The organism is Streptomyces antioxidans, assembly GCF_000968685.2.
Lineage (GTDB): Bacteria > Actinomycetota > Actinomycetes > Streptomycetales > Streptomycetaceae > Streptomyces > Streptomyces antioxidans.
In genome coordinates, this window is the sequence record NZ_LAKD02000040.1 from 165,109 (window position 1) to 188,923 (window position 23,815).

At 68.4% G+C, this 23,815-nt stretch carries 20 protein-coding genes and 1 tRNA gene; 13 read left to right on the plus strand and 8 right to left on the minus strand.

Annotated elements, in window-relative coordinates; translation table 11 throughout:
• Positions 1-47 precede the first annotated feature (47 nt).
• From VT50_RS16840 to VT50_RS16850, 4 genes are all read left to right on the plus strand, one after another.
• Positions 48-791: a helix-turn-helix transcriptional regulator gene (locus VT50_RS16840; RefSeq protein WP_046085224.1), complete on the plus strand. Its 744-nt coding sequence runs from the start codon at positions 48-50 to the stop codon at positions 789-791.
• A 2-nt stretch (positions 792-793) separates the two neighbouring features.
• Positions 794-1,264, plus strand: a complete 471-nt coding sequence (locus tag VT50_RS16845; RefSeq protein ID WP_046085223.1) for an NUDIX domain-containing protein — start codon at positions 794-796, stop codon at positions 1,262-1,264.
• A 77-nt stretch (positions 1,265-1,341) separates the two neighbouring features.
• Complete coding sequence (locus VT50_RS39030) at positions 1,342-2,409, plus strand: hypothetical protein (protein WP_143645230.1); 1,068 nt, start codon at positions 1,342-1,344, stop codon at positions 2,407-2,409.
• A gap of 863 nt (positions 2,410-3,272) precedes the next feature.
• Positions 3,273-3,743, plus strand: coding sequence for an NUDIX hydrolase (locus tag VT50_RS16850; protein WP_046085222.1), 471 nt, complete (start codon positions 3,273-3,275; stop codon positions 3,741-3,743).
• 207 nt (positions 3,744-3,950) lie between these two features.
• Here the strand turns inward: VT50_RS16850 and VT50_RS16855 are convergent, their stop codons facing one another.
• From VT50_RS16855 to VT50_RS16870, 4 genes are all read right to left on the minus strand, one after another.
• Positions 3,951-4,508: a HEAT repeat domain-containing protein gene (locus VT50_RS16855; RefSeq protein ID WP_143645231.1), complete on the minus strand. Its 558-nt coding sequence runs from the start codon at positions 4,506-4,508 to the stop codon at positions 3,951-3,953.
• A gap of 919 nt (positions 4,509-5,427) precedes the next feature.
• Positions 5,428-6,357, minus strand: a complete 930-nt coding sequence (locus VT50_RS16860; RefSeq protein ID WP_046085220.1) for an STM4015 family protein — start codon at positions 6,355-6,357, stop codon at positions 5,428-5,430.
• 128 nt (positions 6,358-6,485) lie between these two features.
• Positions 6,486-7,130, minus strand: a complete 645-nt coding sequence (locus VT50_RS16865; protein WP_046085219.1) for a hypothetical protein — start codon at positions 7,128-7,130, stop codon at positions 6,486-6,488.
• Between the two features lie 126 nt (positions 7,131-7,256).
• A complete protein-coding gene (locus VT50_RS16870; protein ID WP_046085218.1) occupies positions 7,257-8,708 on the minus strand; it encodes an amidase in 1,452 nt (483 codons plus the stop codon).
• A gap of 408 nt (positions 8,709-9,116) precedes the next feature.
• On the opposite strand from VT50_RS16870, the gene VT50_RS16875 reads away from it, so the two are divergent.
• A complete protein-coding gene (locus VT50_RS16875) occupies positions 9,117-9,737 on the plus strand; it encodes a hypothetical protein (RefSeq protein WP_046085217.1) in 621 nt (206 codons plus the stop codon).
• Between the two features lie 172 nt (positions 9,738-9,909).
• Here the strand turns inward: VT50_RS16875 and VT50_RS16880 are convergent, their stop codons facing one another.
• On the minus strand, positions 9,910-10,443 hold the full coding sequence (locus VT50_RS16880) for a CbrC family protein (RefSeq protein ID WP_053048476.1): 534 nt from the start codon (positions 10,441-10,443) through the stop codon (positions 9,910-9,912).
• A 297-nt stretch (positions 10,444-10,740) separates the two neighbouring features.
• Between VT50_RS16880 and VT50_RS16885 the strand changes: the two genes are divergently transcribed.
• A tRNA-Met gene (locus tag VT50_RS16885) sits at positions 10,741-10,814 on the plus strand.
• A gap of 82 nt (positions 10,815-10,896) precedes the next feature.
• Here the strand turns inward: VT50_RS16885 and VT50_RS16890 are convergent.
• The gene (locus VT50_RS16890; protein ID WP_046085216.1) at positions 10,897-11,526 is read right to left on the minus strand and encodes a hypothetical protein; all 630 of its coding nucleotides are present in this window, start codon (positions 11,524-11,526) and stop codon (positions 10,897-10,899) included.
• Between the two features lie 310 nt (positions 11,527-11,836).
• Here VT50_RS16890 and VT50_RS16895 point away from each other — a divergent pair, with 310 nt between their 5' ends.
• Positions 11,837-12,703 carry an amidohydrolase family protein gene (locus tag VT50_RS16895; RefSeq protein WP_046085215.1) on the plus strand — a complete coding sequence of 289 codons (867 nt, stop codon included), beginning with the start codon at positions 11,837-11,839 and terminating at the stop codon, positions 12,701-12,703.
• Between the two features lie 132 nt (positions 12,704-12,835).
• Here VT50_RS16895 and VT50_RS16900 read toward each other — a convergent pair whose 3' ends face one another.
• Positions 12,836-13,708 carry an LLM class F420-dependent oxidoreductase gene (locus VT50_RS16900; RefSeq protein WP_046085214.1) on the minus strand — a complete coding sequence of 291 codons (873 nt, stop codon included), beginning with the start codon at positions 13,706-13,708 and terminating at the stop codon, positions 12,836-12,838.
• A gap of 185 nt (positions 13,709-13,893) precedes the next feature.
• Here VT50_RS16900 and VT50_RS16905 point away from each other — a divergent pair, with 185 nt between their 5' ends.
• From VT50_RS16905 to VT50_RS16930, 6 genes are all read left to right on the plus strand, one after another.
• Positions 13,894-14,631 (plus strand): response regulator transcription factor, encoded by a 738-nt coding sequence (locus VT50_RS16905; RefSeq protein WP_046085213.1) that lies wholly within the window; start codon positions 13,894-13,896, stop codon positions 14,629-14,631.
• Positions 14,632-14,843: 212 nt separating this feature from the next.
• A complete protein-coding gene (locus VT50_RS16910; protein ID WP_078840614.1) occupies positions 14,844-16,565 on the plus strand; it encodes a sensor histidine kinase in 1,722 nt (573 codons plus the stop codon).
• 67 nt (positions 16,566-16,632) lie between these two features.
• A complete protein-coding gene (locus VT50_RS16915; RefSeq protein ID WP_046085212.1) occupies positions 16,633-17,931 on the plus strand; it encodes a bifunctional glycosyltransferase family 2/GtrA family protein in 1,299 nt (432 codons plus the stop codon).
• Entirely contained in the window at positions 17,928-20,213 is a 2,286-nt protein-coding gene (locus VT50_RS16920) for a glycosyltransferase family 39 protein (RefSeq protein ID WP_046085211.1), read from the plus strand. Before VT50_RS16915 ends, VT50_RS16920 begins: the two co-directional genes overlap by 4 nt.
• A gap of 180 nt (positions 20,214-20,393) precedes the next feature.
• Entirely contained in the window at positions 20,394-21,917 is a 1,524-nt protein-coding gene (locus VT50_RS16925; protein WP_046085210.1) for an MFS transporter, read from the plus strand.
• Positions 21,918-21,998: 81 nt separating this feature from the next.
• Positions 21,999-22,799 carry a TetR/AcrR family transcriptional regulator gene (locus VT50_RS16930; RefSeq protein WP_046085209.1) on the plus strand — a complete coding sequence of 267 codons (801 nt, stop codon included), beginning with the start codon at positions 21,999-22,001 and terminating at the stop codon, positions 22,797-22,799.
• An 18-nt stretch (positions 22,800-22,817) separates the two neighbouring features.
• On the opposite strand, the gene VT50_RS16935 is transcribed toward VT50_RS16930, so the two are convergent.
• On the minus strand, positions 22,818-23,669 hold the full coding sequence (locus VT50_RS16935; protein WP_046085208.1) for a YceI family protein: 852 nt from the start codon (positions 23,667-23,669) through the stop codon (positions 22,818-22,820).
• Positions 23,670-23,815 lie beyond the last annotated feature (146 nt).

Sequence of the window (23,815 nt, forward strand, 5' to 3'; positions counted from 1 at the left end):
TGTAAAACGTCCCTAGTGCCGTCCCCAGATGCAGGGAGAGACTCGGGATGCCGAACGAAAAGCTACGCGCTGCCATGGCGGCTGGCTGCTGGACGTACGCCAGCCTCGCGGAGAAGGCTGAAGTCGATCCCAAGTCCGTTGAGCGTTGGGTGAATCGCGGTCGTACGCCGCGCCGTGCCACGGCCATGCGGGCAGCCGAATTCCTGGGAGAAGACGTGCACGCCATATGGCCATCGCTCCGACAGCCACGTCCCGCGCGCGCGGTCAGTCCGGAGCTTGTCGCGCTCTACGAGCAGCGGGCCGACATCCCGGTATCCGCGTTCGTCGATCTGCTCTCCGAGGCCCGCGAGCAGATCGACGTCCTGGTCTATGCCGCCGTCTTCCTGCACGAGGCGTACCCCCGGCTCAACGACCTCTTGCAGGAACGAGCGGCCGAAGGCTGCGCGGTCCGTATCGCCATTGGTGACCCCGACAGTGAGAACGTCCGACTGCGCGGCGAAGAAGAGAAGTTCGGGCATGGGATCGAATCCCGCTGCCGACTCGCCCTCATGCACTACCGCTCGCTCATCGGGACACAGGGCATCGAGGTGCGGACCCACGCCACGACGCTCTACAACTCGATCTACCGCGCCGACGACCAAGCGATGGTCAATGCTCACGTCTGGGGCGTGAATGCCTTTGCCGCCCCGGTGTGGCATCTGCGGCGAAGTGGGGTAGGCGGGATGTTCGACACGTACGCCGCCAGCTTCGATGCGGTGTGGGCGACCGCGACACTGGTAGGGGAAGACTGACCATGGCACGGACCGAGTACTACGACGACCCGGACGCACCAGAGCCGAACAGCATGGTGGTCGCCGCGTCCGCCGTCGTCACCGACGAGGAAGGCCGCATTCTCCTCCAGCGCCGCCGGGATAACGATCTTTGGGCACTCCCCGGCGGCGGTATGGAGATGTCCGACTCTCTGCCAGGGACGGCGGTCCGTGAGGCCAAGGAAGAGACCGGGCTGGACGTCGAGATCACGGGTCTCGTCGGCACGTACACCGACCCGCGCCACGTCATCGCGTACACGGACGGCGAGGTGCGTCGTCAGTTCAACGTCTGCTTCACAGCCCGGGTGGTTGGTGGGCAACTTGCGATCTCTGACGAGTCCACGGAACTGCGATTCGTCTCGCCGGAGGATCTGGACGAGCTGCCCATGCACCACACACAGCGACTCCGGATCCGTCACTTCCTGGAGCACCATGGTCGTCCTTATTTGGGATGACCTGTGGGACAAGACGGCCAGCACGTACCAGACAGAACTACGGACAACAAGACGTTGCCATCCTCTACGGAGCCCCTATGAGTCCCAAAGAATTGGATCCTAAATGCGAGATATGGGCTTGCGCGGTAATCCCTTGGTCGGCAACAAGCGAAGCTAGTCGAACTTATTCAGTCATTGCTGGTACTCACTATGGAGACGATCCTATTTGGGCTGAAGTCGTTTTTCTTGCTATGAATAGCGGGCTGGCGTATGCAGGCATCAATCCGCATAGCTATGAGGGAACTGTCGAGGCTCACGAGGAAGAACGTCCAGACTGGACCCATCACGCGCGCTTTCTGGATCTCGAATCAGGTCCGCCCATGTCGCGTGTATATGTTAAGACCGTGTTGCCCGACTGGACCGATCTATTTGTTGCCGATGACGACGGCGCACCTACACGCAATGAGCCGCGGTTTGGCGATTTGTACGACTGCATTCTCTATGCGATAAGTGAAGCTATGAATATCGCCTCTGGGGCCCAAGGTGACCCGGCAGGGCCGGTATGTCATGGAGATTTGATAGGTGACGGCCTGATAAGGCTTAATCCGAGACTCAGTAATGAGCCATTCTATGTCCTCCTTCCCTCCTCCGCGCAGCTAGGTTCGCTGACATCTGGGCAAAGCGGGCAAGAAATAAGGGAGGGTATGAGTTTTGAAGCCGTGCAAGGTGAAGCAAACGGGACTTTGGCTAAAAGGCGTCTGTTTTCGTGGATGCGCAGATCCGCGCTCAGGGCCTCACGGGGAGAGTGGGCTGAGGCTATCGTTGGCGATGAAGCGACATTGGAATCATTTTTCCACCACATAGCCACAGGAATCCTGGTGGATCACGGCTGGAAGCGAGGCGACTTCGAGAACCATAATATCGAAAATGATCAAGTTCGGAACACTATCAATGTATTGACTCATCACTTGAAAGGAGATGCCGATAAACTGAAAGAGTTGCATAGGACGGTATGGCTTGCCAGAAATAAGGTTGTCCATCGAGGAGATCGAGCTACTCGGAGTCTGTGCTACCAGGTGCATAATACTGCCAGTGATGCAATGTCTTGGGTTCAACAGCGCCTGCGAGACCCTCAAATCGCTAGGCAGCACCCATTGGCCGCATAGCTTGCTAATTACGATGCGGCGCCTCTGGCGGGTAACGCTAAAGATCGGATGCATGTGTTCGCTAACGGGTCGCCCCATGCGGATTTGACCCTAGCCAATGATGTTTGGCACAGGGTAGTTGCAGGGTGTGACAATTCAAGCTCATTGAAATGTTGGCCTAAAGGTGTCGGTCGGCCAGCTTTCGAGGATTTGTATCCGGGCAGTCTTTTCGACTAACCCGGTTCGGTGCAGGGAATGGCCTTATCCGCCGGTTTGTTTCGTGTGAACCCAACCGGTCCTGAGACAATTAGTCAAACGGTAGGGGGTCTTGACGGCAACGCTGACGGCAACGGCGGCACGCGACATCAGCCAATGGCACACCCGAAACACCAGGCTGTGCCGCTGCTTAGACCCGCACCGGCCGCCTGCCCGAACCTACGGATCAAGAGGTTGCAGGTTCGAATCCTGTCGAGCGCGCACCAGCTCAGAGGTCCCTTCCGATCATCGGAAGGGACCTCTTGCGTGACACCAGTCTTGACTCATCCGTCGGGGGACGCGATCACGACGGTTGGAGGCCGCTGCCGTTCCTGTTTGCCGCCCAGCTCAGCGGCGGTGCCGCGTGACTCTGCACAAGCACGCCACTAGACGCAGCAAGCCCTATGAGCAGGCGCACGGGCGCAGCGGCGGATCCACACCAACGCGGCGGCACGATCAGGACCAGGCGCCGGAGCGTCCGGTTGCTGGTGGAATCCGCGGTGAACTCGCGACGCCTTTGCCGCACGGGTGTGGCATCTGCGGCGAAGTGGGGTGGGCGGAATGGGCGATACCTGCGCTGTCAGCTTTGACGCGGTGTGGGCCGCGACACCGGTGGGGGAAGACTGACCATGGCACGGACCGAGTACTACGACGACCCGGACGCACCAGAGCCCAACAGCTTGGTCGTTGCCGCGTCCGCCGTCGTCACCGACGAGGAGGGCCGCATCCTCCTCCAGCGCCACCGGGACAGCGGCCTCTGGGCGCTCCCCGGCGGCGGCATGGAGATGTCCGACTCCCTGCCGGGGGCGGCGGTCCGTGAGGTCAAAGAGGAGACCGGGCTGGATGTCGAGATCACGGGTCTTGTCGGAACGTACACAGACCCGCGCAACGTCATCGTGTACTCGGGCGGTGAGGTCCGCCGACAGTTCAACGTCTGCTTCACTGCCCGGGTTGTCAGTGGCCGACTCGCGATCTCGGACGGGTCCGCGGAACTGCGGTGCGTGTTGGAAAGAGACTTGGATGCTCTATCCACGCACCACACCCAGCGCCTCCGACTCCGCTACTACCAGGAGAATCGGGCCCACCCCTACCTGGGGTGATCGCGAGCGTTTCCACTGGGACCCGCCGTCGGTCGCGTACCGATTCGGGGGTCGGAGTATCTGCCGTCCCGGTAATCGTGCATGGCGCACGGCGTTCGTTATCCATTCGGACAGCGGCAATAGGGCGACCTCTCGTCCCACCGACCCTTCCCAGGACGCGACCCTGAGGAAACGGCAGAACGGATTGGAGCCGGTCGTGGTGCGTGGTCAGCTCTTCCTCTCGATGATGTCGGCAACGGCGTGGGCGGTAGCTCGTACGTCATCTTGCGGATCACTGGCGGCCAGCTTGCGCAGATCGGGGACGAACTCGCGCCAAGACGAATACGAAGTCGCCCATACCGCGCCTGTCCGCACCATGGGATCCTCGTGGTCAAAGTCGCGCAAGATGAGGGAGAAGTACTCATCGTCGAACGTATCGGGAGAGCCCAGGCCGACGAGCAGGAGAAGTTGCGTCCGCGTCACCGGGTCTGAGGACTCCTTGAGGGAAGCGGTCAGCTCTTTCTCAGTCCAGGCGCCGATGTAGGTCGCGGCCATGTTCGCCCATTGTGCGACCTCGTCCCCGTCATCACCCGCAGCGACTATGCAACTTGCCTTGGAGGCCGCGTCCTCCAGGTAATGGAGCTCCAGGCCCTCCTTGACCTGCCAGACCATCTCATGGGTGATGCGTGAGGATGTCGGTTCGTCGAGCTGCCGGATCTCACGAAGCCCAAGACGTCGCGACAGGAGCTCGATCGTCGCATCCCGCGGATTGCTGGTTCGCAGCACAATGCGGGAGCTGCGAAAGTGGGAGCACCCTCTCTGGCCGTGGTCATTTGCTTCGTCTGGCACTGCCGTGTCATCCCATCTTCGACGAACTGAGCCACCGTGGCGGCGAAGTGTTCGCGTTGGTCCACTTTGCTGGCTTCCTGGGCGAATGAGACGTCCAGCATGCCGGGCGAAGTCCGCATCGCGGTAACGAGCGTAGAACAGCGTCTGAGGCGTCAGGTTGATGCGGCATGGGGACCTCGGCGGATGGTGACGGCAACGTCGGCACACAGCGGCCGCCCTCGCGGGAGTGCATCAGCAGCTCGACATGTTGCAAGGTCTCCTTGAGGACAGCAGGGGCGGGCATGGGCAAGAAGTTGCTGAAGCTCTCGGCCCAGTACGCCGAGTCCGCCGCGTGGCTCCACGAGGACTCCATGGACGGGTCCAGAGCGGAGACATGGACGAGCCGGGCCATGGAATGGGAGCAGAGTCGTAGTAGGAGCGGTTGCTAACCCCTACCAGGCGGCTCGGTATCTTCCCGAGGCATCAGTCCGGTATGGGCGTCCGCGCTGAACGCCGCCGCGCCGACGGTGCCTAGTTGACGGCAACGCTGACGGCGACGACGGCACATGGCGCCCGTCAGTGGTCGCCCCGGGACACCAGGCCGGACCGCCACCGAGACCCGCGCCAGCTGCCAAGCAGAGGGAACGCGTAACCGTCGTACCCCTGGCCGCAGGAGCATGGGCACCAGTGTCAACCGGGCGAGTGAGGGCAGTGTCCCTTGAGCCCAGCGTCGGTCCCCGCGGCCTGTTGCGCTTTCGGCTGGCCGTGGGGTTCGGTCAGGCGACGCGCTGGGCGGCGTACGGCGCATTCGGACGCCTGGCGCCGACGCGCGGGGTTGCCAGTCCACGTGACGGACGACCCCAAGTGGGGCGGCGGGTCAGAAGTCTCGGCCGTCCGCGACGAAGTTGTGGACTTCTTCCTCGAAGGGGCCGTGGTATTCGCCGTTCCCCTGGCTGAGGTCGACCTCGGTATGCGGGTGTGCGGTCCGCAGACGCTCCATCATGTGATCGGACAGGTAGTGGTGGTGCAGGTCCAGACGGTTGAGGTGGGTCAACGGCTGGCCGTGGAGCAGGCTTTCGGCGCCCTGGTCGGTGAGGGTTCCCAGGGCCAGGCTCAATGACCGCAGGTCGGCCACGACGGGAGCGGAGGCCACCGCTGCGGCGATCTCGTCCTGGATCGCGCTGTTCTCCAGGCCGAGGGACCGCAGGGCGGGCAGCCGTTCGCCGCTAAGGATCGGCTCGAGGTCGAATTCGTCGGCTACGTCCGGTTCGTTAAGGCCGCCGGGAACACCGAGCCACAGGTCCAGATGTACAAGGCTGGGCAGGTTACTGGCCGCCACCGCGCGTACGACGTCCGACGGCAGGCCGCAGGACTCGAACCGGAGCGTCTTCAGCGCGGTGTGGTCGAAGGGGCGCAGCTCCAAACCCGACTTTCCCCGTACATCAAGCCGTTCCAGCTGAGGGAAGCGTTCAAGGACGGGGGTGATATCGGTCTGCTCGATGGAGGCGAAGTCCCCCTCGTTACCGAGGAACAGCGCCCGCAACCGTGGGAATCGCTCAGCGGTCTCAAGGAGGGATATGGCCGCGGCCGGGCCGTCGAAGTCGGTGAAGCCCAGGGACAGGGTCGTCACTCCGGTGGTGTCGATGGTCTGCGTGAAGGACTCGAAGACCTCGTCGAACCCGGGCGGTCCCAGGACCGGTGCGCTGACGTGCCATGCCGGTGCTCGCGGGGGGACACGGACGTCACCGTCCGGATCGAACTCCGCCAACCGCTGGCCGTGAAAATCCTCTGTACGCGCACTGGGCATCGATGCTCATCCTTCCTCACGCGGAACCGGACCAAGCTATCGAGTGGCTGTGACAGCGCGGGGAAGAGGGCTCAGTGCCGGTGTGAAGCATCGCCCCCGTCGTTCAGGGCGGATGTCGACATGGGTGGTCACAGCCGGGCCTCCAGGCGGGCCGCCAAAGGTTCGTAGTCGTACCCCGGAAAATGTTCAGGGAGGATCTTGAGCATGAGCCTCAAACTCTCCAGGGTGGAGCCGTACTCTCTGGCGCCGAGCGGCACATCGGCGAAGAGGTACTGCCAGCCAGTTGCGCCCTTCGTGATGATCAGAACGTCAAGGTAGTCCCGGTAGTCGAGGTCGAGCTTGACGTAGGTGCGGAACCTGTCGAGGAACCAGATCTCCGGACTCGACACGCCCCGCAGAAACCTCATGGTGGCCAGTTGTCCGCCACCGCCCCGCGAGATGTCATCCAGGATGGAGAGTTCTGAGAGCAGCTCTTCGTCGCACTTCTCCCAGGCGAAGTCCTGTACCTGAAGCATTTCTTCGCGGCTGGCGTCGATGTTCATGATGTTGAACTCGCCAAAGAGCGGTACGTCAATATCCGCGGCACACCAGTGCAGTGCCATATATCGATACGGGAAGTATGCTTCCTTGAGCCTTTCGCTGAGCGGGAACCCTTCTTCGGCATGCAACTCGAAGATTGCCGTCGGGTCCTTTCCTGGCCCGCCTGGGCCTATTTCTTCGTACATGACATTGAAGAACGGGGATGCGCGCACCTCGCGGATGGTCTGGAACAAACGTTCATCGTATGGACGCATTCGATCCTCACTTCTCCTTGTGTGGTGGGGGCCAGCGGACCCTTCCCGGCTCAGAGCCCCCTCCGGTGCTCGGAAGGGGCTCGGGTCGGCTGCGTTGGTTGTGGCCTACTTCGGGGGTTGGAAGCCGCCGATCTCCTGCTCGAGGAGTTCGGCGAGGCGCAGGGGGGTGCGGTCCTCGAAGGCTGGACCGATGAGTTGTACTCCCACGGGCAGGCCCTCGGGGGAGCGGCCCGTGGGTATGGCGGTGGCGGGTAGGCCGGGCATGGTGGCCACTCCGGCCCAGACGAGCTGGTCGAGGTACGGGTACTCGACGCCGTCGATGTCGAGTCGGCGTTCGGTCGGGTCGGGGCCGTGGTCGTGGGGGAACGCGGGGGTGGGCGTGATGGGGCACACCACGGCGTCGAACTCGGTGAAGAGCTGGCGCCAGCCGTGGCGGTGGAGCTCGCGACGGCCGTCCGTCTCGATCCAGTCGCGGTGGCTGAACCCGACGCCGCGCAGCCGCGCCGCTTCGAGGCTCCGGTCGTCCGCGTCCAGTCCGGCGGCGCGGGTCCGCATCTGCTCGTACGCCTCGACGGGGAAGCTTCCGCTGAAGCCCGAGAACAGCAACTGGGTGTAGAGCACCGCGGCTTCGCTCAGATCGGGCAGCAGGGGGCTGTGCCGTTCGACGTGGGCGCCGCCGTCGACGAGCGCCTCGGCCACCCGGTTCACGCCCGCCCGCACGGCGGACCCGGTCGGAATGAGCGGATGGTCGTCGAGGACCAGGACCCGGAAGCCGCTGAGTCGCCCATGGCGCGCGGGCGGCAGCGTCACATGGTGCGCCACACCGAGCGTCAGCGGGTCGGGCCCGGCCATGACGTCGAGCAGGAGCGCGAGGTCGCGGGCCGTGCGCGCCATCGGGCCGACGACGGCGAGGTCGGGCTCGGTGGGCAGGGCCGGTGCGGTCGGCGGGACCATACCGCGGCTGGCCGCCAGCCCGAGTGTCGGCTTGTGCGCGTAGACACCGCAGAAATGTGCGGGGGTGCGCAGGGAACCGCCGATGTCGGAGCCGATGGACAGCGCGCCGAACCCGGACGCCAGGGCCGCCGCCGATCCGCCGGAGGACCCGCCCGGCGTACGGCCGTGATCCCACGGGTTATTGGTGGTGCCGTAGATCTCGTTGAAGCTCTGCACATCTTGCAGTCCCACGGGCACGTTGGTCTTGCCGAGTACCACCGCGCCCGCGGTCTTGAGCCGCGCCACCTGCACCGCGTCCTCGGCCGCCATGTGGTTCCGGTGCGGTGGCATGCCCCAGGTCGTGGGCAGCCCGGCGATGTCGTAGGACTCCTTGACCGTTACTGGAATGCCGAGCAGCGGCCGGTCCTCACCGCGGGCGCGCGCCTGGTCGGCGTCGTGCGCGGCGGCCCGCGCACGGTCGAAGTCCGGCACGCACATCGCGTTGATCGCCTTGTCGTCGCGCTCAACGCGGGCGATCGCCTCGTCGGTCAGCTCCGCCGAGGTCACTTCACCGGCTCGTAGGGCCGCCGCGAGGTTTTCGGCCGTCTGAAAGTTCCATTCCATGAATCCGACCGTATAGGCCTCTGGGGCAAGCCATAAAATGCCATTTCGCACAATGGGGTGGGTGTCTCCGTACTCAACTTCTTCCGCTGCGGCCGTAGTCGTAGGTAATGCGTCCGGCCGTTGGAAGCCTTCGGTCGGTTAACGGCTCTTGTGCGCCCCTCGACCGCGGCCTCGGGGCAGGGCTCCGTCCGTACCGCACGAAGACCATGACGGCATGAGTCCTCAGTTCGGCCGGACTTGGCCTCGTGACCAGCGGATACGTCATCGCTGCACGGTATTAGTTGTCCGTTAACGGTATTTAGTTGTCCGTTAGCGGAACGCCAACGCGATCTTCGAAGCTGATGGTCGTCCGGGAGCATCCGGGAGCATCCGGGAGCAGACGACAGAACAGAGCATTGGGAGATCACGATGAACACCGCCGCCACCACCAGCCGCTTCCGTGGCCGCACCGGCCGCCGTATCGCCGCCGCACTTGTCGCGGCCGCGGCGCTGAGCCTGGGTGCCACGGCCTGTGGCCCTGAGGACTCCGGGGCCGACTCCTCCGGCTCCTCGGCCTCGGCTCAGCCCACGAGCGGGTCCTCCTCGGACAACTCCGGTTCGCAGGGCCAGGGCGGCGGCAAGGGCCATACGGCGCCGCCCGCCGCCGACAAGGGTGGCGCCAACGGTGGGGGCAACGGGGGCGCCAAGGGCGGCGGCACTGGTGGTGGCGGCGCCGCCAACGCGGGGAACCACCGCATGTACGTCGGCACGCTGAAGTACCTCGCGCCCGGCAAGCTGACCATCAAGCCCGAGAGCGGCGACAGGGAGCAGGCGTTCCTGGTCTCCAACGCCACGCGGATCCTCGGCGCGGCCGCGATCTGCTCCGACGACGGCGGCACCGTGTCCATCGGCGACGACGGCTACGGCACTTCGAAGTGCACCGTGGAGCAGCTGGAGAAGGCCGCGAAGACCAATAGCGTGACCGTCCGCGTCACCATGAATCCGAAGTCCGGCGCTGCCGAGACGGTCGAGGAGAAGTACCACCCGTAAACCGCGGAACTCCGCACTCCCGCGCGCCCGGTGGGCTCTTCGCCCCACCGGGCGCGCGGGTTTGTGCATTCGCGCTCGGTCACGCCCGGAAATGCTTTGTCAAATGCGGTGTCCGGCGTACGCGATGACAACGGCGCTGGGAGCCGTCGCCGCCGTGACGGCGTAGCGGCTCCTACGAGGCGTCAACGTAGGCGAGATGGTCCCCGCAGACGGTGCAGCGGAAGAGCATCGCCGTAGCCGCCTCGCCCAGATGGGTCAGGAACTGCTCAAGCCGGGCTTCGTCGTGCCAGCCGTCGAGGCGCATGTCGGCCCGCAGTTGGGCGAGGGCTTCAGGGTGCGCGGTCAGCTCGGCGTACCCGACTTCACCCACGAAGGCGGCCGCGTTCCGGCAGTGAACGAGCCAGTGGGGATCCTGCCAGGCGCGGAAGCCAGGGGTGCGGCGGGTGACCTCATGCAAGACGTCGTCGCTGACACCATCGAGCCCGAAGGAGTCGACAAACTCGCCCGCGAACCGTTCAGCCGCGCTTCCATCTGCGATGCACCACGGGCAGAAACGTCCGCTGACGTCGTCGGCGCTGTAGAAGGTCGCCGTGTAGATCCAGCCCCTGTCGCGCTCGCAGCAGGCGCACGTCTCGGCGGCCTCGCGGATGGATCCGCTTGCGACAGGATCCGGGTGATAGCGGAAAACGGGCAGGCTCACGCTCATCGCCGCTGGCCACACAGCGCTCTGGTATCCACACCCACTGATCTCATGGCAGGCAGTCTCTCCGCGAGGACAGCCCGCGATCAAGAGGGGACGTTGCGCTGGGACATGTTCTTCCCCGCTCTCGCGGCGTGGTGTTCGGGCTCGTGAGAACTCGGCTGTCGGCCAGTGCTGATGATCTACCGCCGTACGGTTGACGCTCCGCTCATGGCGGGGCCGGGCCGGGCGGGGCCGTGGGGCGGCTGCGGCAGAGTGGATTTCCCTTGGGCGGGGTGAATGACGTAGGGTTACGTTCATCGACGCGGGGTGGAGCAGCTCGGTAGCTCGCTGGGCTCATAACCCAGAGGTCGCAGGTTCAAATCCTGTCCCCGCTACTCGGATATCGAGGGCCCGGCACTGAAGAAGTGCCGGGCCCTCGGTCGTTCGGTGGTCGGTGGTGCCGGGGCCCCGCCGCCGTCAGCGGGTGACCTTCCAGCTCACCGGGCGGTTGGTGTCATCACCTGTGCTGTACGTCACCACCGACGGGCGTATGCCGTTGGGCACCAAGAACACCTTGCACAGGGAGACCTTCGCCCCCACCGCGAAGTCGTCCGGGTCCTTGCCCGGGCAGGCCGTGACCTCGGTGTCGCCGGTGATGAGCGGCTGGTCGTCCACACCGGCTGTGTCCTTGAGGCCGGTGGGGGTGTTCAGAAACGGGTAGTGGACGGAGCTCCCGCCGATGTTCTCGAAGGCCATGGTGACGTAGTACGGCTGGGTGCTCCGTACGTCGGACCGCCTCACACCCGCCGTCCTCAGCTCGGCGTAGGTGCCCTTGCGCACGTTCACCGCCGCGACCCGCAGCGCGCCGCGCTTGTGGTCAGAGCCGCGCTTGTAGGTGACCGACGTGGGCTCGCCGAGCCGGAGGGTCTTGCCGCTGTCCCTGTCGGCCGCCATGTCCGCACGGGCCGCGGGCTGCCGTCGGCCGGACGCGGCGGTGTCGTCCGCGCAGCCGGTGGCGGCGAGCGCGAGGAGGGTGACGCCGAGGGCACAGACGAGGGCGGCTCCGGATCGGGCGGTGGCGGCCGCGCGAGGCGGGCGGTCGGTCATGGACGGTCCCCCGGTGGTGGTCGGTGGTGCTTCGGTCGTGGTGGTGGGTAGTGGTCGGTGGTGCTTCGGTCGGAGGTGGTCGTGGTCCGTGGTGGTCGGTCGGTGACGACGCCGAGCGGGTGGTAACCGCCGCCGTGGGATACGCCGGTCACGGGCCGTCAGTTCACCCTCTCGGATTCCCTTGTGGTGATCTCGCTACCGCAGATCACCATGGGCGTGACAAAACCACTGGTCGGAGCTGTGATCAACTCGGGGCGAGAGCTTGGGACGGGGCTGTAGCAATACGCCCGGGGCAACTACCGTGATCCGTATGGACGATACCGCCGTGGTGTCGGCGCAGCGGTTCTGGCAGGAGCTCGGGCTGCCCGGACTCATCGATGTGCACACCCACTTCATGCCCCAGCGCGTACTGGACAAGGTCTGGGCCTACTTCGACGCCGTGGAGCCCCGCTGGCACATCACCTACCGCGCTGAGGAGGACGAACGCCTCGCGACGCTAAGGGCGTTCGGGGTGCGGGCCTTCACCTCGATGCTCTACCCCCACAAGCCCGACATGGCGCGGTGGCTGAACGGCTGGGCGGCCGATTTCGCCGCCCGTACGCCCGACTGTCTGCACACCGCGACCTTCTTCCCCGAGCCCGGTGTGGAGGGGTACGTGCGCGCGGCGCTCGAGGGCGGGGCGCGGGTGTTCAAGTCCCATGTGCAGGTGGGGGCGTACGACCCGGGCGATGCGCTGCTCGAGCCGGTGTGGGGCACGCTCGCCGAGAGCGGGACGCCCGTCGTCATCCACTGCGGCTCCGGACCCCACCCGGGCAAGTACACCGGACCGGAGCCGGTGGGGCGGGTGCTGGCCCGTCATCCTCGGCTGCGCCTGATCATCGCGCATATGGGACTGCCGGAGTACGGGGACTTCCTGGGGCTGGCGGAGCGGTACGAGGGGGTTCACCTGGACACCACGATGGCCTTCACCGACTTCACCGAGAGCCGGTGGCCGTTTCCGCGGTCGGAGCGGGGGCGGCTGGCCGCCCTTGGGGACCGGGTGCTGTTCGGGAGCGACTTCCCCAACATCCCGTACGGATACCGGCATGCGCTGGACGCGCTGACGCGGGTCGGGCAGGACGGGGAGTGGCTGCGCGGGGTGTGTTACGGGAACGCGGCGCGGCTGTTCGGGATATGACGCGGTGTGCCGGTTCCGGCGTTGAGGCTTCCCCGGCCCGGCGCCCGGACCGGCCCGGCCCGGTGCCTGCGTCGGCACCGGGCAGCTGATCGCGGGGATCGCGAGTGTCGTGGGTATCGGGGATCCGCGGGGTCAGTTCTTGTCCAGCGGCAGCGCCTCGGCCAGCGTGCGCCACTGCTCGCGGGGGAGACCCTGGTCATCGCTCACCACCTGGATCGCGACGTGGTCCGCGCCCGCTGCCAGGAACTCCTCCACGCGCGCCCGGATCGTCTCCGCGTCGCCGAAGGCGTACATGGCGGAGAGGAGGCGGTCGCTGCCGCCGTCTTCGAAGTCCGCGTCCTCGAAGCCCAGCCGTTTGAAGTTGTTGGTGTAGTTGGGCAGCGCCAGATAGCGGCCGAGGTAGTCGCGGGCGGTGGCGCGGGCGCGGTCCAGGTCCGTGTCGAGGACGACCTTCAGCTCCGGCGCCAGCACGGATTCCCTGCCCAGGATGTCGCGGGCCTCGGCGGTGTGCTCCGGGGTGACGAGGTACGGATGCGCACCGGCCGCGCGGTCGCGGGACAGCTCGAGCATCTTGGGGCCGAGGGCGGCCAGGACCCGCTGGGCGGCGGGGACCGGGGCCGGGGCGGAGTCCAGCGCGGTCAGATACTCCTTCATCGCCGTGTACGGGCGGCGGTAGCGCTCACCGGCGAGCGCGCTGTGGCTCACGCCGAGGCCGAGGAGGAAGCGGCCGTCGTGGGCCGCGTTGAGCGCGGTGTGCCGCTCGGCGACGTAGGCCGCCTCGTGGTCCCAGATGCTCAGGATTCCGGTGGCGACGGTGATCCGGGAGGTGGCGTCCAGCAGGGCTCCGGCCTGATCCGGGCTGGGGCTGCCACCGAGCCAGATGGTGCCGTATCCCAGCTCGTCCAGCTCGGCCGCCGCCTCGCTGACCTGCTCCGATGGGGCGAAGTCCGTCTTCAGGGCCGCGTTCCAGATGCCGATCTTGCCAAGTGCGGGACGAGAAGTCATACAGAGGGAAGCCGGAGAGGCCTTCCGGTTATTCCGTGACCTGCCGTTCCCATCGCCGTAGTCGCGTAGTCGCCGTTCCCGTCCCTGTCGCCGTCCTCGCCCCTACTGCCGTCCCCACAGGATTCTCAGGTGATTCACAGACAGCCGAAAGGGACCTCTCAGGGCCCGCTCCGAAGGTGGAGGTCATGATGCCGACCTCGCCCCATGGGCGTACCGAGCTGCTGCGCCCCGACGGGAGCCCCGTCCGGGTGCTGGTGGTGGACGATGAGTCGGCGCTCGCCGACCTGCTGTCGATGGCACTGCGCTACGAGGGGTGGGAGGTGCGCACCGCGGGTGACGGCGCGGACGCCGTCCGTATCACCCGTGAGCTGCGCCCGGACGCGGTGGTCCTGGACGTCATGCTGCCCGATATGGACGGGCTCGCGGTGCTGGGGCGGCTGCGCCGCGAACTGCCCGATGTCCCTGTGCTGTTTCTGACCGCGCGGGACGCGGTGGAGGACCGGATCGCGGGGCTCACGGCGGGCGGTGACGACTACGTCACCAAGCCGTTCAGCCTGGAGGAGGTCGTCGCCCGGCTGCGTGGGCTGCTGCGCAGATCGGGGGCCGCGGCCGTGCGCAGTGAGTCGGTGCTGGCCGTCGGCGATCTGATCCTGGACGAGGACAGCCATGAGGTGGCGCGCGGGGGCCAGGAGATCTACCTCACCGCGACCGAGTTCGAGCTGCTGCGCTATCTCATGCGCAATCCGCGCCGGGTGCTCAGCAAGGCGCAGATCCTCGACCGGGTCTGGAGCTATGACTTCGGCGGCCAGGCCAATGTCGTCGAGCTCTACATCTCGTATCTGCGGCGCAAGATCGACGCGGGGCGCAGCCCGATGATCCACACCCGGCGGGGCGCCGGGTATCTGATCAAGCCAGGGGAGTAGCCGCCGTGGCGCATCCCCCACCCTGGCCGTCCCGTCCGTCCCGGCCGCTTCGGGGCCCTGACACCCCCGAGACCCCCGAGACCCCCGACACCCGCGGGACGCACGGGGGCACCTCCGGCACCCCCGGGACGCCTGGCGCCGCCCGTACCCCCGACACGCCCCGCGGCTGCGCTCAGCGACCCCCGCGCCGCCCCTGGTCCCTGCGCACCCGCCTGGTCGTCTCGGCCGTCGCCCTGATCGCGGTGGTCTGCGCGGTGATCGGCACGGTCACCACCCTCGCCCTGCAGTCGTATCTCCAGGGCCAGGTGGACGACGACCTGCGCGCGTCGGTCGGGCGGTTCCTGAACAAGCCGGGTCCGGGCGGCGGACTCCCCCGGGACGATGTGCTCTTCGTCGCCTCGCCCGGCCAGCCCATAGGCACGGTGGGGGCGCGGTTCGGCCAGGACGGCGAGGTCTTCCTGTCCGGCAAGAGCAATGACTCGCCCATGACGAACGAGGTCGACGCCGAGAGCCGGGTGGACTCCCTGACCAGCGGTCAGCGGAAGGCCATCGCTGCCGTCCCCCTGGACGGACACGTGCACACCGTCGAGCTGCCCGGCCTCGGCGGCTATCGGGCCGTGGCCCAGGGGGATCACCGGGAAGGCGGCATCATCCTCGCCTTCCCGCTCGACCAGACCCGGGAGACGGTCAACACCCTGATCCTCGTGGAGGTCTGTGTGACCGCGGCCGGGCTGGGCGCGGCCGGGATCGCCGGGGCAGCGATGGTCGGCATCTCGCTGCGCCCGCTGCGCCGGGTGGCGGCGACCGCGACCCGGGTCTCCGAACTGCCCCTGCACAGCGGCGAGGTGGCGCTGCACGAGCGCGTCCCGGCCTCGGAGGCCGATCCGCGTACCGAGGTCGGCCAGGTGGGCGCGGCGCTCAACCGCATGCTCGGCCATGTGGAGTCGGCGCTCGCGGCCCGCCAGGAGAGCGAGACGCGGGTGCGACAGTTCGTCGCCGACGCCAGTCATGAGCTCCGTACGCCGCTCGCCTCCATCCGCGGCTACGCCGAGCTGACCCGGCGCGGCCGGGAGGAGATCGGGCCCGACACCCGGCACGCCCTCGGCCGGGTCGAGTCCGAGGCCGGGCGGATGAGCGGGCTGGTCGAGGATCTGCTGCTGCTGGCCCGGCTGGACGCGGGACGGCCGCTGGAATGCGCGGAGGTCGACCTGTCCCCGCTGGTCGTGGACGCCGTCAGCGACGCGCGGGCGGTCGGCTCCGACCACGAGTGGCGGCTGGAGCTGCCCGATGAACCCGCGGTCGTCCAGGGCGACGGCGCCCGGCTGCACCAGGTGCTGGTGAACCTCCTCGGCAACGCACGGACCCACACCCCGGCCGGTACCACGGTCACGGCGCGGGTGCTGCGGGGCGGGCCGCAGGCACCGCCGCACCCCGCGTCGGCCCCTGGCGGGCTCCATGAGCACCGTAAGGAGCGCGGCTCGCCGTCCGTCCCGCCTTATGGCTTCCCGTCCGCCCAGAGGCACGCCCCGCCGTACGCCCCGCCTCACGCCTCCCCGCCCGCGACCGCCCGCGCCGCCGGGGCCCTCGGCCCGCCGCGGGCGCCCTCGTATGTCTCGCTGGAGATCGAGGACGACGGTCCCGGCATCCCGCCCGAGCTGCTGCCGCACGTCTTCGAGCGGTTCGCGCGCGGCGACGCCTCGCGCTCCCGCGCCGCGGGCAGTACGGGGCTCGGCCTGGCCATCGTGCACGCGGTCGTGGCGGCGCACGGCGGGCAGGTGACGGTGGACAGTGCGCCCGGGCGCACCGTGTTCGGCGTCCACCTGCCCGTGCGCCGGGACGTTCACCAGGGCGTTCAGCAAGACATTCGGCAGGACGTTCACCAGGGCGTTCAGCAGGACGTTCACCGGGCCGTCGGGCCGTCCACCAGGTCGTAACGGACTCACAGGCAGGCCACAGGCTGACCACACAGCCGTGACAGCGCCGCTCGGAACCGTCGACCCCATGCGAACCGACACCCCCCTCGGGGCTCCGCCCGAGACACCCCTGCAGACCTTGCCCGTGCGCGGGCCGGTGACGGTCGTGCGCGGCCGTCCGGTGCTGGACGTCGTCATCCCCGTCTACAACGAGGAACTGGACCTCGAGCGGTGCGTACGGCGGCTGCACGACCATCTGGCCCGCACCTTCCCTTACGGCTTCCGGATCACCATCGCCGACAACGCCAGTACGGACGGCACGCCGGACCTCGCGGCCCGCCTGGACGAGAGCATCGAGGAGGTGACGGCGGTCCGGCTGGAGCAGAAGGGGCGCGGGCGGGCGCTGCGCTCCGTATGGTCGCTGTCCGAGGCGCCCGTGCTCGCCTATATGGACGTCGATCTGTCCACGGACCTCAAGGCGCTGCTGCCGCTGGTGGCCCCGCTGATCTCGGGCCACTCCGACCTGGCGATCGGATCGCGGCTGTCCCGCAGCTCACGGGTGGTGCGCGGGCCCAAGCGCGAGTTCATCTCGCGGGCGTACAACCTGATCCTGCGCTCCAGCCTGGCCACCCGCTTCTCCGACGCCCAGTGCGGATTCAAAGCGATCCGTAAGGATGTCGCGGAGCGGCTGCTGCCGCTGGTCGAGGACACCGGGTGGTTCTTCGACACCGAGCTGCTGGTGCTGGCCGAGCGGGCCGGGCTGCGCATCCACGAGGTGCCGGTGGACTGGGTGGACGACCCCAACAGCACGGTCCACATCGTGAGGACGGCCACGGAGGACCTGAAGGGCGTATGGCGGGTGGGGCGCGCACTGGCCACCGGTGCGCTGCCGCTGGACCGGGTGCGCCGTCCGTTCGGCGACGACCCGCGCGACCGGGAGCTGACCGGGGTGCCGAGGGGCCTGGCCCGGCAGCTGGTCGGGTTCTGCGTGGTCGGCGCGCTGAGCACCCTGGTCTATCTGCTGCTGTACTCCCTCTTCCGGCTGGGCACGGGGCCGCAGGTGGCCAACGCGCTGGCGCTGCTGCTGTCGGCGCTCGGCAACACCGCGGCCAACCGGAGGCTCACCTTCGGCGTACGCGGCCGGGACCGGGCGATGCGCCACCAGGCCCAGGGGCTGGTCGTCTTCGGCATCGGCCTCCTGCTGACCAGCGGCTCCCTCGCCGCCCTGGACGCCGTCCCCGGCACCGCCTCGCACGGCACCGAACTGGCCGTGCTGATCGCGGCGAACCTCGCCGCGACCGTTCTGCGCTTCCTGCTCTTCCGGGCCTGGGTCTTCCCCTCGGACAGCGGGGCCACGACCGACCACGACCCGAGGACCGATCGATGACCACCTACGACTACGGCACCCACGACCACGGCACCCGCGAGGCCGGGCCGCCGCCGGCCCCCGACCCCGCTCCCCGGCCCGGGCCGCGGACGCCCGGCGGCTCCCGCCTGGCGCGGGCCTGGCGGGGGCGGCCGGAGGATCCGCGCTGGGCCCGGCCCGCCCTGTGGGCCCTGCTGGCCGTGACCACCGTGCTCTATCTGTGGAGCCTGAGCGCGTCCGGTTACGCCAACCAGTTCTACTCGGCGGCCGTGCAGGCGGGCAGCGAGAGCTGGAAGGCGTTCTTCTTCGGCTCCTCCGACGCCGCGAACTCCATTACCGTGGACAAGCCCCCGGCCGCGCTGTGGCCGATGGCCCTGTCGGTGCGGCTCTTCGGCCTCTCCTCCTGGGCGGTCCTCGTCCCCGAGGCGCTGATGGGCGTCGCGACGGTCGGGGTGCTGTACGCGGCCGTACGGCGTCGGTTCGGCGCGGGCGCCGGGCTGATCGCGGGCGCGGCGCTCGCGGTGACCCCGGTCGCGGCGCTGATGTTCCGCTTCAACAACCCCGACGCGCTGCTGTGCCTGCTGATGGTCACGGCCGTCTACTGCGTGCTGCGCGCCCTGGAGGACGCGCGCACCAAGTGGCTGGTGCTGGCCGGGGTCTGCTTCGGCCTCGGCTTCCTCACCAAGACGCTGCAGGCGTGGCTGATCCTGCCGCCGCTCGCGGTGGTGTACGCGGTGTGCGCCCCGGCGAGGTTCGGCCGGCGGATCGGGCAACTGTTGCTCGCGGGGCTCGCGATGGTGGTCTCCGGCGGCTGGTGGGTGGCGATCGTCGAGCTGTGGCCCGCGTCCTCGCGCCCGTACATCGGCGGTTCGCAGCACAACAGCTTCCTGGAGCTGACCTTCGGCTACAACGGTCTGGGCCGGATCAACGGCGATGAGACCGGCAGCGTCGGCGGGGGCGGCCGGGGCGCTCCGGGCGGGCGCGGTGGCGGCGGATGGGGCGACACCGGGATCGACCGGCTCTTCGGCTCCGACATGGGCGGTCAGATCGCCTGGCTGCTGCCCGCGGCGTTCATCCTGCTGGCGGCCGGGATCTGGCTGACCTGGCGGGCGAAGCGCACCGACACCCGGCGCGCGGCCTTCCTGGTGTGGGGCGGGGCGCTGCTGATGACGTTCGCCACCTTCAGCTTCATGTCCGGGATCTTCCACCAGTACTACAACATCGCCCTGGCGCCCTATATCGCGGCGGTCGTGGCCATGGGCGCGGCCCTGCTGTGGGAGCGGCGCAACGAGGGCGGCCGGGCGGGGGCGGTGGCCTCGGCGGTGCTGGCCGTCACGGTCGCGGTCACCGCGTACACGTCGTACGTCCTGCTGGGGCGGTCGCCGGACTGGCACCCCTGGCTGCGCTGGGCGGTGCTGATCGGCGGGCTCGCGGCGGCGGCCGGGCTGCTGCTGACGGCGCGCCTGGGCCGGAACGCGGCACTGGTCGCGGCCGGTCTCGGCCTCGCGGCGGGGCTGGCCGGACCGGTCGCGTACACCCTCAACACGGTGGACACCCCGAAGCGCGGCTCCATCGTGACGGCCGGGCCGTCGGTGGCGGGCGCCATGGGCGGTCCCGGCGGCTTCCCGGGCGGCGGCCGGGGCGCTCCGCCGTGGATGCGGAACGGTGGCCAGGGGGCGGGGCAGCAGGCTGGTCAGGGCACTCAAAGTCAGGGCAACCAGGCTGGTCAGGGCAACCAGGCTGGTCAGGGCAACCAGGGCGGTCCGCAGGGCATGCCGGGCGGAGGCTCCCCCGGCGGGGGCCAGTCCCCGCGCAACGGCACCGGCAACGGCCAGGGCGGCCAGGGGCAGAACGGCCGCCCGGGCACGCTGCCCGGCGGCGGCATGGGCGAGGGCGGCCGACGTGGCGGCGGCATGGGCGGGCTGCTCGACGGTCAGCAGGTCAACGCCGATGTGGAGACGAAGCTGGAGAAGAACGCCGACGACTACACCTGGGCCGCCGCGGCGATCGGCTCCCAGAACGCCGCGAGCTACCAACTCGCCACCGAGAAGCCCGTGATGGCCATCGGCGGCTTCAACGGCAGCGACCCGTCCCCGACGCTCGCCCAGTTCAAGGAGTATGTGAAGCAGGGCAAGATCCACTACTTCATCTCCTCGGGCACCGGCATGGGCGGCGGGCCGGGCGGCGGCGGGGGGACCTCGTCCCAGATCACCTCGTGGATCGAGGCCACCTACAAGAAGGTCACCGTGGGCGGCACTACGCTCTATGACCTGACCCAGAAGGCGGCCAAGTCCTCTGGCTGAGTCGTCTGGCCCAGTCGTCCGCCGTACGGGCCGGTGGTCGCGGGTTCACCCCCGCGAGCACCGGCCCGTACGCGTGCGCGACCCGCGCACATAATTCGCTGTACGCCGTACAGCGCCACTTGTACGGTGTAAGACCATGCGCATCGTCATACACCGTAGAAGCCCCTGCCTGGAGTCCCCATGACGGTCTCGACCGCCGACGCCGCCTCAGCGCCACCCGATCAGTCCCCGGGTGGTCATCCCCAGCGCTGGCTGATCCTCGCCGTGATCTGCCTCGCCCAGCTCACCGTGTTGCTGGACAACACGATCCTCAATGTGGCGGTCCCCTCCCTGGCCAGGGAGATGGATGCCCGCACGGCCGACATCCAGTGGATGATCAACGCCTATTCGCTGGTCCAGTCGGGGCTGCTGCTCACCGCGGGCAGTGCCGCCGACCGCTATGGGCGGAAGAAGCTGCTGGTCGCCGGGCTCGCCCTGTTCGGCATCGGCTCGTTCGCGGCGTCGCTGGCGCAGGACCCCGGCCAGCTGATCGCCGCCCGCGCGGGCATGGGCATCGGCGGGGCGCTGCTGATGACCACGACGCTCGCGGTCGTGGTGCAGGTCTTCGACGAGGACGAACGGGCCAAGGCCATCGGACTGTGGGGCGCCGTCAGCTCCCTCGGTTTCGCCGCGGGGCCGCTGATCGGCGGCACGCTGCTGGAGCACTTCTGGTGGGGCTCGATCTTCCTGATCAATATCCCGGTGGCGCTGCTCGGGCTGGTGGCCGCGGTCTGGATGGTGCCGGAGTCGAAGACGCCGACCAGCGACCGTCCCGATCTGCTCGGCGCGCTGCTGTCCACGGTCGGCATGACCGGCATCGTCTTCGCGATCATCTCCGGGCCGGAGCACGGCTGGACCTCCGACCGGGTGCTGCTGTCGGCCTTCATCGGCGTCACCGTGATGGCCGGTTTCGCGCTGTGGGAGCGTCATATTCCGCATCCGATGCTGGATATGCACTTCTTCCGCAACCGCCAGTTCGTGGGCGCGGTGACGGGCGGCATCCTGGTGGCCTTCGGGATAAGCGGTTCGCTCTTCCTGCTCACCCAGCATCTGCAGTTCGTGCTCGGCTATGACGCGCTGGGCGCGGGGCTGCGCACCGCGCCGATGGCGCTGGTGATCGTCGTGCTCAATCTCACCGGTGTCGGAGCGCGGCTGCTGCCGAAGCTCGGGACCCCGGTGACCATCGCCGGTGGGATGGTGCTGCTCGCGGCCGGTCTCGCCGCCATCGCGACGCTGGGCGCGCACGGCTATGGCGGGACGTTCTTCGGGCTGGTGGTGATGGGGTCCGGTATCGCGCTGGCCATGCCCGCGATGGCGAACGCCATCATGTCGGCCATCCCGCCGGAGAAGGCGGGGGTGGGCGCGGGGGTCAACGGCACGCTCACCGAATGCGGTAACGGGCTCGGTGTCGCCGTCCTCGGCGCCGTGCTCAACTCCCGCTTCGGCGCGCTGCTGCCCGCGGTCGCCACCGGAGCGGGCTCGCTCCCGGCCGCCCTCGCCGCGGCCCGTACCCCCGAGGACCGGGAGGCCGTCGCGGACGCCTTCGCCTCGGGTGTGGAGACCAGCCAACTGGTCGGCGCGGCGGCCGTGCTGGCGGGTGGAGTGGTGGCCGCGCTGCTGCTCAGCAGGGCCGAACGATCTTCACGGGAGACCCCGGCGGCATAGCATCTTCAGGTAGTGAGGTGCCGTGTGCCCGGGCCTGGGACACATATGGCGCCAGCACATCGGAGAAAGAGAGGCGCCGTCATGGCAACCGGCAGCCGCACCGTCCGCCCGCGGTCCAGCGTCTGGCTCTCCGAGCGCAAAACCCCCAGGCGCAAGGGCGACCAGCAGCCCGTCGGGCTCGACCATCTGAAGATCGTCGCGGCGACGATGCGGCTGCTGGACGCCGAGGGGCTTGCGGGCTTCTCGATGCGGCGGCTCGCGGCGGAGCTCGGGGTGACCGCCATGTCGGTCTACTGGTACGTGGAGACCAAGGATCATCTGCTCGAACTCGCCCTGGACGCGGCCATGGGCGAGATAGCGCTGCCCATCGAGACCGTCCGTTCGGTCGAGGCCGCGGGCCCCGTCGAGGGCCCTGAGTACACTCCGGCCGAGCCGAGGGACTGGCGTGACCAGCTGCGCCAGGTCGCCTCCGAGTACCGGCGGGTGCTGGTCCGTCACCCCTGGCTGGCGGCGCTGCTGGGGGAATACCTCAACATCGGGCCCAACGCGGTGGTCTTCAACCACGCCGCGCTGGCCGTGATGCGCAACAGCGGGCTGCCGGACGACAGGATCACCAGCGCGCTGGCCCTCGTCTATCAGTTCGTCTACGGATTCGGCACGATCGAGGGCCGCTTCGCCGCCCGCTGCCGGGCGGCGGGACTCACCCAGGACGAGCTGTACCACGAGATGATGGGCACGGTCGCGGACCGTATCGAGTTCGACGAGGCGCGGAAGGTCATGGAGGCCCGCGGGGGCACCACGGTCCAGGAGATGCAGGACCGCGACTTCACCTTCGCCCTGGATCTGGCGATCGCCGGTATCGAATCCCTGAAGGAGCGATAGCGCACGGCGGCGGGCGGCTCAGACCGCGGGCAGCTGCTCGCCCTGCACCGCCTGTATGTCCAGCTCCACCCGCAGGGTCGTGCCGATCGCCGCGATGCCCGCCGCGACCACCTGGTTGTAGTTCATCGCGAAGTCCTCCCGGCGCAGCTCGGCGACGGCCCGGAAGGCCGCCCGCACCCCGCCCCAGGGGTCGGGGCCCGTGCCCAGGTAGGTCAGGTCCAGATCCACGTCCCGTACCACGCCGTGCATCGACAGCTCGCCGTGGACCGTCCAGCGGTCGGCCCCGGCCGCGCTCAGATGCGTGCTCCGGTACGTCAGCTCCGGGAACTCCTCCACATTGAGGAAGTCGGGCGACTTCAGATGGCCGTCCCGCATCGTATTGCCGGTGTCGATGCTGGTGGCCCGCATGACCGCCTCGACGCGCGACTTCTCGATGTCCTCGGCGACCTCGATCCGACCGCCGAACTCCGTGAACCGGCCGTGCACGCTGGAGATCCCCAGATGCTGGGCGACCGCGGCCACCGTCGAATGCGCCGGGTCGATCGTCCAGGCCCCGGGCGGCGGAAGCTCCACCCCGCCCTGGCGCGCCAGCACCACCGTGCCCACGTCGGCCCGCCCGGATGCCGTGACGATCGCCGTGGACGCGACCGGGGCGTAGCCGACCGCGGTGGCGATGATCGTGTACGGCCCCGGCGGCAGCGGCTCGTCGCTCCGCACCGCTCCGTCCGCGTCGGCCTGCGCGCGCAGCACCTGGGCGCCCATCATATCGGTGACGGTCAGCACCGCGTGCTGGACCGCCCAGCCGTCGCGGGTGCGGATCCGGGCCCGCAGCCCCGCACCCCCGCCTGCTCCTGCTCCTGTGGTCGTCATGCCGCGTTTCGCTCCCGCTCGGGTGTCGCCGTGTTGCGCGTGTTGCTCGGCGTGCCGGTCATACTCGCCGTGCCGTCGTGCTCGTCGTGTTCGTCGTAACTCGTCGTGCTGGTGGTATTCGTCCTGCTGGCCATCGCCCGTCGTGT